Source organism: Bacillus sp. NPDC094077 (genome assembly GCF_050279465.1).
Classification (GTDB): Bacteria; Bacillota; Bacilli; order Bacillales; family Bacillaceae_G; genus Bacillus_A.
Map to the genome: position 1 here is coordinate 123,664 of NZ_JBNNUF010000007.1, position 14,649 is coordinate 138,312.

Consider the following 14,649-nt stretch of genomic DNA (forward strand, 5'->3'; position numbering starts at 1 on the left):
TCACCTGGCTTTTCTGTTTCTTTTTCATTTGTAATTTGAAGCTTTATAACTTCTACTTTCTCATTAGAAATCGTAAATTCAATTTCCTTATCTGATAAATTATATCCTTCTGGTGCCTGGACTTCTTTTAAAATATAATCGCCTGGCTCCAATTCTTTCGAAGTCGCTTTACCATTTTCATCTGATGTTAATGTATCTATTTTTGTTCCGTCTTTCAAAATTTCAAAAACTGCACCTGCTAATGTTTTATCTGTATCATTAGAATCTACCTTTGTAATTTCTACTTGACCTGTAATTTTTTCTTTCACTTTATCATTTAATACTTCTTGTTTTACTACTTCATTCGCTACAACATTTACTTCTACTGTCACTTCTAGCGCTTTATAACCTTCTGGCGCTTTCGTTTCTTCTAACGTGTACTTACCTGGCACTACGTTTTCGAATGTCACAACACCATCTTTATCTGTTGTTTTCGTCTCTCCAATTACTTGACCATTCTCATTCTTTAATTTAAATTCTGCGCCTTCTAGAACTTTCCCGCTCTCTGCATCCTTTTTGATTACTTGTAAGCTTCCTAGTTCTTTTGCATTTTCTACTTGTACTTCTACTACTTTGTTCGCTTCCACAACGATTTCAATTTCTTCTTTTAGTAATTTATATCCTTGTGGTGCCTTCGTTTCTTTTAATGTGTATGTTCCTGGTTCTAATTTCTTAGAGACTACTTTACCTGTTTTATCTGTTCGTAATGTATCTATTTTTTTACCATCTTTATACACTTCAAATTCTGCGTCTGATAATACTTTCGTTTTATCGTTCGCATCTACTTTTACAATTTCAAATTGACCTGTTATTTTTTCGTTCGTCACTTCTTGTTTCACTACTTCATTCGCTACAACGTTTACTTCTACTGTCACTTCTACTGCTTTGTAACCTTCTGGCGCTTTCGTTTCTTCTAACGTGTACTTACCTGGCACTACGTTTTCGAATGTCACAACACCATCTTTATTCGTTGTTTTCGCTTCTCCAACTACTTGACCGCTTTCGTTTTTCAGTCTAAATTCCGCGCCCTTTAGAACTTTTCCACTCTCCGCATCCTTTTTGATTACTTGTAAGCTTCCTAGTTCTTTCGCGTTTTCTACTTGTACTTCTACTACTTTATTCGCTTCCACAACGATTTCAATTTCTTCTTTTAGCAACTTATATCCTTGTGGTGCTTTCGTTTCTTTTAATGTATATTTTCCTGGTTCTAATTTCTGAGAGATTACCTTACCTGTTTTATCTGTTCGTAACGTATCTACTTTCTTACCATCTTTATACACTTCGAATTCTGCGTCTGATAGTAGCTTCGTTTTATCGTTTGCATCTACTTTTACGATTTCAAATTGACCAAGACTCTTACTATTCGTTACTTTTACATCAACAACTTTTTCACCATCAACTGTTACATGAATTCCTTGTTTTGTTAACTCATAACCTTCTGGTGCTTTTGTTTCTTCTAACGTATACTCGCCCGGCACTAGTCCGTCTACTTTCACAATTCCAGACTCATCTGTTGTAATGCCTTCTTTTACAACATTTCCTTTAACATCTTTCAATGTAAATTCTGCGCCTGCTAAACGTTTTTCTTGATCTTTATCATCCGTTTTAATAATTTGTAGAGAACCTAAGATTTTTTCGTTTTCTGCCTCTACTTTTACTACTTCTTTCTCGTTTTGAATTGTTACTTTCCATTCTTTATTTGAAAGCTTGTAGCCCGCTGGTGCTTTCGTTTCTTTCACTGTGTATTCACCTAGCGGTAATTTTGGTGACATCACTTTTCCACTCTCATCTGTTTTCAGTTCCGCTACCTTTTTCCCATCTTTATACACTGTGAATTCGGCACCTGATAATACTTTCTCTTTATCGTTCGCATCTACTTTCACAATTTCAAATTGACCTGTTACTTTTTCGTTCGTCACTTCTTGTTTTACTACTTCATTTGCTACAACGTTTACTTCTACTGTTACTTCTACTGCTTTATAACCTTCTGGTGCTTTCGTTTCTTCTAACGTGTACTTACCTGGCACTAAGTTTTCGAATGTCACAACGCCATCTTTATTCGTTGTTTTCGCTTCTCCAACTACTTGACCACTTTCGTTTTTCAGTCTAAATTCCGCGCCCTTTAGAACTTTTCCGCTCTCCGCATCCTTTTTGATTACTTGTAAACTTCCTAGTTCTTTCGCATTTTCTACTTGTACTTGTACTACTTTGTTTGCTTCCACAACGACTTCAATTTCTTCTTTTAGTAATTTATATCCTTGTGGTGCCTTCGTTTCTTTTAATGTGTATGTTCCTGGTTCTAATTTCTTAGAGATTACTTTACCTGTTTTATCTGTTCGTAACGTATCTACTTTCTTACCATCTTTATACACTTCAAATTCTGCATCTGATAATACTTTCGTTTTATCGTTCGCATCTACTTTCACAATTTCAAATTGACCTGTTACTTTTTCGTTCGTCACTTCTTGTCTTACTACTTCGTTCGCTACAACATTTACTTCTACTGTCACTTCTAGCGCTTTGTAACCTTCTGGCGCTTTCGTTTCTTCTAACGTGTACTTACCTGGCACTAAGTTTTCGAATGTCACAACGCCATCTTTATTCGTTGTTTTCGCTTCTCTAACTACTTGACCACTTTCGTTTTTCAGTCTAAATTCCGCGCCCTTTAGAACTTTTCCGCTCTCCGCATCCTTTTTGATTACTTGTAAGCTTCCTAGTTCTTTCGCATTTTCTACTTGTACTTGTACTACTTTGTTTGCTTCCACAACGACTTCAATTTCTTCTTTTAGTAATTTATATCCTTGTGGTGCTTTCGTTTCTTTTAATGTGTATGTTCCTGGTTCTAATTTCTTAGAGATTACTTTACCTGTTTTATCTGTTCGTAATGTATCTACTTTTTTACCATCTTTATACACTTCAAATTCTGCATCTGATAATACTTTCGTTTTATCATTTGCATCTACTTTTACAATTTCAAATTGACCTGTTACTTTTTCATCGATTTTTTTATTTAATGCTTCTACCGTAACAACCTCATTAGATACTACATCAACACGGACTGAGCTAGATGATAGTTCATAACCTTTTGGCGCCTCAACTTCTTTTAATGTATATATTCCAACTGGAAGTTGTTTTGATAAAGCCTCACCTTTATCGTTTGTAATAATTGTTTCGACAACTTTCCCATCTTTATCTATAACATCAAATTTTGCACCTGGTAGAAGTTGACCAGATTCACTATCTTTTTTCAACAATTTAAATTGACCAGTTTCTACTTTTTTCGTATTCTTCATAACAATTTCAATTACGTTTGTACTATCAATTGTTACTTTTACTGGTGTATCAACTTTTATATATCCTTCTGGTGCACTTATTTCTTTTACAAAATAGTCACCAAGTGGTAAATCTTTAACTTCCGCAATACCCTTTTCATTTGTTGTAACAGTAGCCACAACAGTATTATCTTTGTCTATAACATCAAATTTTGCGTCTTTTAAAACAATGTTTTCATCGTTTTCATCAACTTTTTTAATTTGTAAATTTCCTTTTTCAGCTGCTGGCTTTTTCCACTTTGGCCAGTTAAATTTAAAGTTATGAACCTCAAATCCATCTCTTTGGTGTAATCCTCCAACATAGGCTTGTCCATTAATAGAACCACCTTTTGTCTCTACAACAGCATTCGGCGCAAACACACTACCTACTACACCATAGCCTTTAGTTGTTATTTTTGTAGCATTTGGAAACACCCAAATTACTTTACTAGCTAACTCAGTAAATGCTGAATTAGGATCATATGCTTGAGATGTATTAATTAAGTCTGTTGCCATCCCAGTATTTCCTGTATCATACAAAATTGCACCACTAGCAAAATTCACTTCTTCTGCATCTGAATAAATAACAATAAAATCTTTGTTATCTACATTCGGAAGAAAAACGTCTTTTACATCAAATGTTTTCTTTCCATTTTGGCCTGAAGAAACATAAATATTAGGGTTATTTACATCTTCACCGATTCCAAAGCTCATATTCGGTTTTGGTTTATCAGTGTGTAATTGGCCCGCATCCCCAATTACGCCATCAACGTCTTTTCTAAACTCTTTAAATTTGGCATCAATCTCCGCTTGCTCTTTATAAGAGATACGGTCATATGATGATTTCATTGCGCCTTCTGGGTCACCATCTTTTGTCATCGCCACTGTTCCATCTTGGATAATTACTTGTCCTGCTCCTGCTTTCGTAAATTGACCACCTAGTAATAATGATGGATATCCTTCATCTACCCATGTTGCTCCAGCTAAGTTATGCGCTCCAGTTGCAGCCGCTAAGACTGTATAACTCGATGCGTTCATATTTTTTTGAACAGCCATCGCACCCTCAATATCCGCACTCGTTGCACTATGATCTCCAAAAATGATGGCGTTGTAATAAGATACATCACCTAAGCCTTTTAATTCTGTTGTAGCTGCCTCTGCTTTAAATGGTAAATGGATTACAAAATTCATACATACTAGTAATACAACTATAAAACTACTACTTATTTTTTTAAATTTTTGATTAAATGATTTCCTCAAGAAATTCATTCCCCCTTTTAAACTTCCTAAAACCACAAAAGAAGTACATTTCATATGCACCAAGTTTTACTCACATTAACTTAAAATAATGCATTTAAATAAAACAAAGACACTCTACAACTAATTAGTAAAATTACTACCATTCATTTTTGAGATAATACGTGAACTAAACTATCATGCGGAAATACTTTTACATATGGGAGCTCAACAAAATTAACCTGAAGGATATTTCATGTAGTGTAACTGCTTTGGCAACATCATCCACTTTACAACAGTTTCTTAGAGTATTCAAGCGAATTGTATAAATTTCATACACAATTCATAATATAAAACGCTTCCATTATTTTGGAATGAGTTCAATAAAAAAACGTAGCCAAAAGCTACGTTTTTCTTTCATCGTTTCGGTGTATTTTTATGATTCTTCAAAAATGGAAGCGGGAATTGCTTACGGAAATGTTCTTTAATCATATACTCTACACCGTTCTCACTATTTGAACGTGTAATCCAGTCTGCCGCTTGCTTTAATTCTACAGGCGCGTTCCCCATCGCTACCCCAAGTCCTACGTTTTCAATGATATCTAAATCTTCCATGCTATCTCCAATCGCAACCATTTCATTTAGCGAAATATTTAAATGCTCTCCAAGTAATTGTAATCCGCGTAACTTGGATACATTTTGCGGCAAAATTTCTATTCGTTTCGGGTCACATTCAACATATTCTATATCTTGGAACGCTTTTCTTAGCGTATTTAGCCCTCTTTCTTTTTCACCTTTACTATGGAAGACAACATCAATTTTTGGCGCCGCTACTGGATGATCACGAAGCGCATCACCTAATGAATCTACAAATTGAACCGGATAAAATAACGGATCTGCGCTTGATAATACAGTACGCGCAATTAAGTTTGGTGTATTTCTCTCCCGATTTCCAATTGAAAATCGTTCATGAGAAATGCGTACGTTACAATCAAAATGCTCTAACACTTGCACAATATTAAAAGTCTTCTCTTCGGATAATCTCTTTTGAACGTACGGTTTATCTAATGTTGCTGAAACGAAAGCACCACCGTGTGTCACTAATATAGAATCTAATTTTAATGCCTTTGCTATTTTATGAGCGGATTGAAAATTACGACTCGTAAATAATGTAACGTAGACATCTTTTCTTTTTACATATTCAATTGTTTCACGTAATCCTTTTGCGATTTTCCCATTATTGTATAATAGTGTCCCATCTATATTAAGAGCTAGTAAGCGATAAATCATGTCGCACTCCCCCTCTTCGCTGTTGTACTCTATCCATAATTTATGAAATAAACCCGATAAATAGAACGAGTTAGAATTACTACTGAAAATTTGGTTTACTATATACATATACACTTAGCAAAGGAGATAGTACAATGCAGGCACCTCCTTCTTTTTATGAAGGCGATACGTTAGAAGTCGCAAAAAAATTACTCGGACAGAAACTGGTTCATATTGTAGATGGAATAAAACGAAGCGGCATCATTGTAGAAGTAGAAGCATATAAAGGTCCAGATGATAAAGCCGCACATAGTTACGGCGGCAGACGAACAGATCGAACAGAAGTCATGTTTGGCGCACCGGGGCATGCTTACGTATATTTAATTTATGGTATGTACCATTGTTTTAACGTCATTACAGCGCCAGTTGGCACACCGCAAGGCGTTCTCATTCGAGCCCTTGAGCCTGTAGATGGGATTGAAGAAATAAAACTAGCGCGCTACAACAAAACAGACATTACAAAGGCGCAGTATAAAAATTTAACAAACGGTCCTGGCAAACTATGCCGTGCACTCGGAATTACTTTAGAAGAACGCGGCATATCCTTACAAAGTGATACGTTACATATTGAACTCGTTCCAGAAGAACAACATAAGTCATCAAAATATAAAATAACAGCAGGACCTCGTATTAACATCGACTATGCAGAAGAAGCTGTGCATTATCCGTGGCGGTTTTATTATGAGAGGCATCCGTTTGTTTCAAAATAAAAAGGGAAGCTTAAATAGCTTCCCTTTTCTCTTACTCCGCACCCTCTGCAGTCGCAATATCATTCTCTAAGTTTTCTCTTGATAATTCAGCCGCCATAAAATCAGCTGTTTCTGGAAGCGCTAAATGCATATGAGCTTTTTGACAAATTTGGATCGTACAGTTTTCTACAACAAAATCAAAAACATGTCCGCCTCCGCTTCTTTCATCGTCAATGTAATGTAAATGGAAACCAGCTACACCAATACCTTGCGCGTAATCTGGTGTCCAAAATCCAGCCAACGTTCCGTCTGTATCTTTAAACGAAAAGATCGGTTGTGATTTCGTTACTTCAACGAGCGGTGCATACGGTTTTTCTTGCCTTGGAACGGTTCTCGTTCTTACTTCACGGAACGTACCGTCCATTCGAATTGCATAAAATAAGTTTTTACTTGGCATCAATTCATGTAATAACGCTTCAACTTCTTCACGATTCATCGGACGCTCTACCGTATAACTCATTTCTTTTTCAAAAAACGTTACAGTCGCAAACGGTGTTGTTTCTTCCGGTTCCACTTTTTCTGCTGAACCATCTGAACGCAAATGATAAAACTCATTATCAAATGCAATCATTTCACCATCTAATTGATCAAATGTGCCGATGCCGAAATCACCACGTTCTTTCAGTTCCTCAAAGTTAATCACACCATCATATATACCATCTAATAGCGCAAGCATTGTAGATGTTTGATATACTTCATTATTTGTTTTCGTTTTTTTTGCATCAATATCAATTAATTGCGCAACAGTCATCTCACTCATGCCCCTCATTAGTTTAATTGGTTTGGTAATAATTTTTCGCTTAATTTAATGTTGTCACGGTAATCGATTGGAATATCAATAATGACAGGACCGTCTGCTTCTAATGCCGTTTTCAGTACACCTTCTAATTCGTCTGGTGTATTGACACGAAGACCTATTGCCCCGAAACTTTCCGCATATTTCACAAGATCAACATCACCAAACTCTGTAGCTGATGTTCTGCCGTATTTCATCATTTGTTGGAATGCAACCATATCATACGTACCGTCTCTCCAAACGAGATGTACAACCGGTGCATTTAAACGGACAGCTGTTTCTAATTCCATCGCTGAGAATAAGAAACCACCATCACCTGACACAGAAACTACTTTTTTACCTGGTTCTACTAACGTTGCAGCAATTGCCCAAGGCAGCGCAACACCTAACGTTTGCATACCGTTACTAAATAATAGTCTACGTGGTTCATAAGAACGGAAACATCTCGCCATCCAAATAGAATGGGAACCGATGTCACACGTAACAGTTGTATCGTCACTAATTAAAGAACGCAATGTACGAATGACTTGAAGCGGATGCGTAACACCTTCAGAAGCACGATTTGGAACTTCTGCTTGCTCTGATAATTTTGCACGTAATCGTTCTAAAACTGCTTCTGATTTCGTATTTAATACAAGTTTCGGTAATTTTTCTGCAATGCTATTTACAGTTAAAGCGATATCGCCAATTAATTCACGTTCTGGTTGGTAATCATGATCGATATCTGCTTGATGATCGTCGAGATGAATAATTGTTCTGTCTCCAAGTTTATTCCAGAATTTCGGATCATACTCAATTGGGTCATAACCGATAGAAATAACAAGATCCGCTTCTTCTAGTAAAATATCACCTGGTTGGTTACGGAATAATCCAACGCGGCCGAAGAAATGATCTTCTAACTCGCGCGAAATTGCTCCAGCTGCTTGATACGTTTCAACGACTGGAAGCTCTGTATCCGCAATTAATTCACGAACGGCTTTCGTCACTTCATTTGTGCTCGCTCTCATACCGAGTAAAATAACTGGTAATTTTGCTGATTTTATTTTTTCTACTACGTATGTAATATCATGTGTGGGAGCGATTCCAAGCTGTGGCTTAGAAAGCGCACCGATAGACTCTACAGTCGTTTCCGCAGTCATAACGTCTTGCGGAAGACTTACTAAAGTTGCTCCTGGATTTGTGGAAGTAGCACTTCGAAACGCATTTGATAGTGCTTCTGGTACATTATCAGGATGCTCTACTTCTACGCTATATTTTGTGATTGGTTCGAATAGTGCAGCATTATCCATAGATTGATGCGTACGTTTTAATCGATCAGTACGTGGAACCGCACCAGCTAAAGCAACAACGGGATCACTCTCCGCATTCGCAGTAACAAGACCTGTCGCTAAATTCGACGTCCCTGGTCCTGAAGTTACAAGACATACCCCCGGTTTCCCTGTTAATCTACCAACAGCCGCTGCCATAAATGCTGCGTTTTGCTCATGACGACAAACAATTAACTCTGGTCCTCTTTCTTGCAGTACATCAAATACAGAGTCAATCTTTGCTCCTGGAATACCGAAAACATGTGTAACACCTTGTTTAATTAAACAATCAACAACAAGATCTGCTCCTTTTGTTTTTGTCTTCACGTCGTTTGCTTTTACACCTGTACTCAAACTAATCATCCCTTTATTTCATAATGTGTGTAATAAAGATTTTAAATTTCACCTAGTTAATTAACGTGGTGAAGTATCGTTTATCATTATATTACAAATACATTATTTTTCCAACAATATGAATTTGAAAGTATTTTTACAATAAAAATAGAATGCGCTTACATTGTTTTATCTATCTTAAAATACCATTCCGATATTTTCACTTTACCTATAAGCTGGGCATTAATTTATACATATGAAGCACAGGAAATAAAGACAATGATTGCTTTTCACTACTAATACAATACGATGAATAAAAAACTGGATATAAAAAGCCACCCTCAATTAGGTGGCTTTGGATATGTATCGTTCTTTTTTATACATAAAGAACTAGCTGTATCAAAGGCATCGATAATATACTTCATTAACAGCCGGTTCTCCAATTAATGAAATTTATAAATAATAACACCACTAATTAATAACAGGAATAATACAAAAATGAATATCATTCCAATTGAAGCTAAAACATTCAGAATCTTATTTGCTTTCGTACGAAACAGCTTACAAAATACAACATAAACTCCAGCTCCAATGATTCCACCTAATGTATTTCCCATAAGGTCAGTTATATCGCTACCTCCTATAGCAAAAATAAATTGCAATACTTCAAATAACAAACTAACTCCTGCTATTACTGCAATCTTTTTCAAAAAAGACCATCTTGGTTTTAGCATACTGATATAGATTCCAAATGGGATAAATGCAAGTACATTATAGAGTATTTCCCCAATATCTATTTGATCATTTTTAATAACTGAACCGGCAAAAGGGATTAAGTTGATTCTTCTAAAATCCGGCAAGTCTTGAAATGAAAATTGCATTTTAAAGAGTATAATCCATGTTAATGCAAATAAATATACGACCAACAAGCCAGCAGTTATTTTATTTTGAATATTTTTCGGTTTTTCCATATAAATCCTCAATTCCCGATTCTTTTTTTAACTTATAAACTAAGCTTTTATCCTACTTTACAATTGAAACTCAAGTTTCTTAAATAATGAATTATAGCATGGGATAGTATCTTTGGATATCCAATTTAGAGGCAACTAATATAGGGACTATTGCTTATGACATTCGATACCTTTATTGCACAGTTTTTCCATAACACGTAACAAAGTTATTTTAAAAATAACGAAACAAAAAAGACGCCCCCATCCCAGGAGCGTCTTCTATCATTACGCTTGTTGTTGCGCGCTATATAATTCTTCAAGTGGCTTCATGATAATTTTGTTAACGTCAGTGATAACGATGTTTAAACGTTGCTCAGTTTCCATTAACTTTGTAATTTTAGCATCTTGTTGAATGCGAGCTACAACTTCTTGTGCTTTTTGGTTGTCTTCTTCAGTGATTTCTTGACCTTGCATCATTTTTTGTTGTAGGCCAAGTTGCATTGTACGGAACTCATCAAATAAGTTCTTTGAAGCAGCATCACCTTGTACTGCTGCGTAGCTTGCTTTTAATGTTTGGAAGTCTTCGTTTTCAGCGATTGCTTTTTGTAATTCATATGCAACATCATGAATGTTTTTTGTCATTTTATTTTTCCTCCTTTAGAAGGCTAGCGCTTTTCGTCCGCACTGCCTTTTAAGTGCATTTACATACGCACCTCTTCTTACCATATCAAACTATGCAAGAGATGTGAAGAAATTTCACTTTTATTTCTATGTACTGATCTTTATTACATAAGGAACAACAGGAATAATCCTTGCATGAGTCCGATCATTCCGCCTAATAATGCCCCTAAATACGTAATCATTTTCAATTCATTTTTTGTAATGGACAGAACTAGGTCTTCTAGTCTCTCTGTTGAAAATGTAGACACTTCTTGCTGGACAATTTCCGCAAGATGTAGATTGTTTAGTATACTCTCTACATTTTCTGTTCCCCACTTCAGGCCTTTCTGTACTAAGCTTGGAACTACTTTTCCAATGATTGTTTCTCGAACCGGTTCACACACTTGCTGAACAGATTGATTTAAAAATTTACTCACTGTTTCCTCAACTTTAACTGCTGACAGTATGGAACTTACAATCATTTCTTTCTCTACAAACGTTTCTAATTCTTTTACATCTCTTCCTTTTAACTTTTCCCACTCTTTTTGCAGTACATCTGTTAAAAGTTGCTTCGTACCATCTTGACCTAAAAACTTAATGACTTCTGGCTGTACACGATCCACTACACTTACATTTCCTAAAAACATCCCGACTAAGTTAAGCAGTGTCCCCCTGGAAGCAAAGAAATCATCAATCATTTTTGAAAGACGCGCTTTTCCTTCTTCACTTTCAAAAAAGCGAATTCCTCGCTCTAAAATAAACGCCGATACATTCGGGATCGCCTTCTCTACTTTTTCATGTACAGAATGAGGTAAAGCTTGTTCCCATGTATATGTATAGTACTCCGCTAAAAATGCCTGTATTTTTTCCGTAATCACATGTTCGATTTTTTTGGTCGCTTCTTCTTCTACATGCACTACATTCCATTTTTCTAACATATGTCGTAACGATTGTTCATTCGTCATTACTTTATCCATTTCCACTTGTGCCCAGTGGATTAAACTTTTTTGAAATTCTTCATTTGTTAGCTTTTTTCCGATTCCTTCTGGCGTTAACAAATGCTCTACAACCATTTTCCCTAATTGAACAGCAAGCTCATCGCGGCGCTTCGGAATTAATCCCGGCGTAAATGGAACTTGAAACTTCCCAATATAAATAGGGCGATGAGGACGAAATAACATTTTTATCGCTAAGTGATTCGTGTACCCTCCAATAATCGCCCCGAGTCCTGTCGTCGTTAGCATATTTAACCATATATTCATTACAATCAACCTTTCGCTTCTCCAAAACTATAGCATATCGTCATACGGACAAAAGTATAATGGTATAAAAACGTATTTGCAATATATAGCTTCGCCTATTATGCCAACATTTTGTTAGTAAAGGAGTGATTTCGTTGGTTCTCGGTATTTTAACTTCTCAACCTCATTATGAGCAAACGTATTACACCGAAATCGCTAAACGCGCTCGACTTTATCATAATGTCGTTGCACAGTTTACGCCATTTTGTATTGATCCTAAAACAGACCTTATTTCCGGTCTTATTTATGATACAGATACAGGAAAATGGAAAGAGCAAATATTCCCTATTCCTACTTATATATACGATCGTTATTCTTTTAACGAGGAAACAGACTTTGAAAAAACAAAAGATATTATTCATTCGTTACACAACCGTCCTACAACTACCTTTCTAAATAACACACTGATCGACTTAAGCGAACTACATGATTTATTTCTCACTAATAAAAAATTATCCCCTTATATACCAAAATTTGAACTAGCAACGATACAAAACATTTTCAGACTGTTATTAAAAACAAAAGATATTATTATACGTCCCACTAATACACATTCCAATGAAAGTTTATATCGGGTCACTTACAAAAATAAAACGTTTCATATCGATTCAATACATGAAACGTATCATACTTCTACTCAAATTAAGCGGACAGATGAATTTATATCTTGGTACAAATCTAACATACTTTCAGCACGTTATATAACGCATACGATGCTGCAGCCACCAAATCAATTAACATACCCACTCCATATTCGAACCATTTTACAAAAAAACAAAGAACAAACTTGGAACGTTATCGGTCAATTTATACAAAAAAGCTCATTTCCGAATCAATTTTTACTTTCAGCAACAGATGATTCTACATTACATTCGTTTTCAAAAATTAAATACGTACTATCTAGTACGGGTGTGCAACTATTACAAGACGCTTTACACGACATTATAAATGAAGTGTTCCAACTATTAGATCAATCTTATTCTTCATTATTCGAACTCGAACTTTCCACAATTATGGATCAAAAAGGTGCAATTTGGCTTATGTATGTCAACACGATTCCTCCTTACGAACAATACATTCGTCATAGTGATTCGTTAGCCGAAAAGATTTTTCACGGACCACTTAAATTTAGCCGTTTTACACCATAATGAAAGGAGGTAATCTCATTTTGAAAGAGCACATATATACATTAAACATTTCAGATGAACATCCAAATAGCATTACTTTACCTTATGTTTTTTCTATTACACCACCTATTACATCCCTCTCCTTCGGCATACGTCATGTTGCAAGTGAAGATGTAAAAATTCATTATTCCTTTACTCGCGAAATCATTATTGGAAAACATATTGCCGAAAAACTTTTACTACCACAATCAACTACTATTCATGCATTCACACAAAACCAAACCATTATTTTCGGACCATTAATCGGCATTTTCACAACTGGTTTTAACGATGACTCACCTATTCCTTTAGGAAATCGGTCAGCATCTCTCAGTGAGTTACTAACCCCACCATTTACATTACGACCGTTCGTATTTGTCTTTGGCGTTCAGCATATAAACTGGGAAGAAGAAACGATTGAAGGGTATTTCTTTCAAGAGGAACAATGGATAAAGAAAAAAGTCCCTTTACCAAATGTCATTTACGATCGATTACCAAATCGGAAGGCCGAAAATTACAAACCAATCGTAAGAGCAAAAAGAAGATTAGAACATGACTACGCCATTCCGTGGTTTAACCCAGGGTTTTTCAATAAATGGGAAGTTCATCAATTTCTTATAAAAGACAAATCAATTAGGCCCTTATTACCAAACACAGAAGCGTTTCAACATTTCGAACAAGTAGAACGGTTTCTTGGTACGTATAAATCTGTTTACATGAAACCGATACATGGTAGCTTCGGAAGAAATATTCATCAAATATTTTATTCTCAAACAGAGAATTGCTACTACTGTCGTTATCGCGAAAAGGAAGAAAACAAACTTAGAAAGTATCAATCATTAGAAACTCTTCTGAACCACGTGTTAAAAGGACATGATTTAAAAAAGTTTATCGTACAGCAAGGTATTTCGTTGCTTCGCTTCGACGGGCAACCTGTCGATTTCCGCATTCATACAAATAAAAATCATTTCGGCAATTGGGTTGTCAGTGCGATCGTCGCAAAAATTGCTGGCAAAGGTAGCTTAACAACTCATGTAAATAGCGGTGGTGATACAAAATTACTGCAAGAACTTTTTCCAAATTCAACGAAACAAGTTCAAATTGAAAATAAATTAAAACAAACAGCCTTGCAAATCAGTTACGCGCTCGATCAGCAAGTAACTGGGAACATCGGGGAAATCGGTTTTGATATCGGTTTAGACACGCAGGAAAATCCGTGGCTATTTGAAGCGAACTCGAAACCTGGGCGAACTGTATTCCAAGATGAAAAATTAAAAGAACAAAGTGAACTGACGCGCCAATTATTTTACGAATATGCCATCTACTTAACTGAACATTCTTTGCGCGATTCAAAAGAAAAAATATCTCAAATGCACTTAGACACTTCATCAAACACCGAACATATCCCTTCCCCTATGATTCATTCACAAATACGAAAACAAAAACTTCCACCTCACTCATAAGGTGGAAGT

10 protein-coding genes are annotated in these 14,649 nt (G+C 35.8%); 3 read left to right on the plus strand and 7 right to left on the minus strand.

What is annotated here, in order from left to right:
- The coding region (locus ACQKNR_RS17985; protein ID WP_427319268.1) for a SpaA isopeptide-forming pilin-related protein at nt 1-4,619 on the minus strand (4,619 nt) is incomplete at its 3' end.
- 384 nt (nt 4,620-5,003) lie between these two features.
- Nucleotides 5,004-5,876 (minus strand): Cof-type HAD-IIB family hydrolase, encoded by an 873-nt coding sequence (locus ACQKNR_RS17990; protein WP_427319270.1) that lies wholly within the window; start codon nt 5,874-5,876, stop codon nt 5,004-5,006.
- Between the two features lie 134 nt (nt 5,877-6,010).
- On the opposite strand from ACQKNR_RS17990, the gene ACQKNR_RS17995 reads away from it, so the two are divergent.
- On the plus strand, nt 6,011-6,625 hold the full coding sequence (locus ACQKNR_RS17995; protein WP_427319272.1) for a DNA-3-methyladenine glycosylase: 615 nt from the start codon (nt 6,011-6,013) through the stop codon (nt 6,623-6,625).
- A gap of 31 nt (nt 6,626-6,656) precedes the next feature.
- Here the strand turns inward: ACQKNR_RS17995 and alsD are convergent, their stop codons facing one another.
- The 5 genes from alsD to ACQKNR_RS18020 form a co-directional block, all read right to left on the minus strand.
- Nucleotides 6,657-7,415: an alpha-acetolactate decarboxylase gene (gene alsD, locus ACQKNR_RS18000; RefSeq protein WP_427319274.1), complete on the minus strand. Its 759-nt coding sequence runs from the start codon at nt 7,413-7,415 to the stop codon at nt 6,657-6,659.
- Nucleotides 7,416-7,432: 17 nt separating this feature from the next.
- Entirely contained in the window at nt 7,433-9,121 is a 1,689-nt protein-coding gene (gene alsS, locus ACQKNR_RS18005; RefSeq protein ID WP_427319276.1) for an acetolactate synthase AlsS, read from the minus strand.
- Nucleotides 9,122-9,543: 422 nt separating this feature from the next.
- Nucleotides 9,544-10,071, minus strand: coding sequence for a VanZ family protein (locus tag ACQKNR_RS18010; RefSeq protein WP_427319278.1), 528 nt, complete (start codon nt 10,069-10,071; stop codon nt 9,544-9,546).
- 264 nt (nt 10,072-10,335) lie between these two features.
- Nucleotides 10,336-10,692: a YlbF/YmcA family competence regulator gene (locus ACQKNR_RS18015; protein ID WP_193413706.1), complete on the minus strand. Its 357-nt coding sequence runs from the start codon at nt 10,690-10,692 to the stop codon at nt 10,336-10,338.
- A gap of 143 nt (nt 10,693-10,835) precedes the next feature.
- Nucleotides 10,836-11,972, minus strand: a complete 1,137-nt coding sequence (locus tag ACQKNR_RS18020) for a DUF445 domain-containing protein (protein WP_427319280.1) — start codon at nt 11,970-11,972, stop codon at nt 10,836-10,838.
- A 134-nt stretch (nt 11,973-12,106) separates the two neighbouring features.
- On the opposite strand from ACQKNR_RS18020, the gene ACQKNR_RS18025 reads away from it, so the two are divergent.
- The gene (locus ACQKNR_RS18025) at nt 12,107-13,159 is read left to right on the plus strand and encodes a YheC/YheD family protein (protein WP_427319282.1); all 1,053 of its coding nucleotides are present in this window, start codon (nt 12,107-12,109) and stop codon (nt 13,157-13,159) included.
- Nucleotides 13,160-13,179: 20 nt separating this feature from the next.
- The gene (locus ACQKNR_RS18030; protein WP_427319284.1) at nt 13,180-14,640 is read left to right on the plus strand and encodes a YheC/YheD family protein; all 1,461 of its coding nucleotides are present in this window, start codon (nt 13,180-13,182) and stop codon (nt 14,638-14,640) included.
- The last annotated feature ends 9 nt before the right edge of the window (nt 14,641-14,649 follow it).

Excerpts from the sequence above, each read along its gene's own strand:
- ACQKNR_RS17995 (WP_427319272.1), top strand. The coding sequence starts at position 6,011 with ATGCAGGCACCTCCTTCTTTTTATGAAGGCGATACGTTAGAAGTCGCA.
- ACQKNR_RS18020 (WP_427319280.1), bottom strand. The coding sequence starts at position 11,972 with ATGAATATATGGTTAAATATGCTAACGACGACAGGACTCGGGGCGATT.
- alsD (WP_427319274.1), bottom strand. The coding sequence starts at position 7,415 with ATGACTGTTGCGCAATTAATTGATATTGATGCAAAAAAAACGAAAACA.
- ACQKNR_RS18015 (WP_193413706.1), bottom strand. The coding sequence starts at position 10,692 with ATGACAAAAAACATTCATGATGTTGCATATGAATTACAAAAAGCAATC.
- ACQKNR_RS18010 (WP_427319278.1), bottom strand. The coding sequence starts at position 10,071 with ATGGAAAAACCGAAAAATATTCAAAATAAAATAACTGCTGGCTTGTTG.
- ACQKNR_RS17990 (WP_427319270.1), bottom strand. The coding sequence starts at position 5,876 with ATGATTTATCGCTTACTAGCTCTTAATATAGATGGGACACTATTATAC.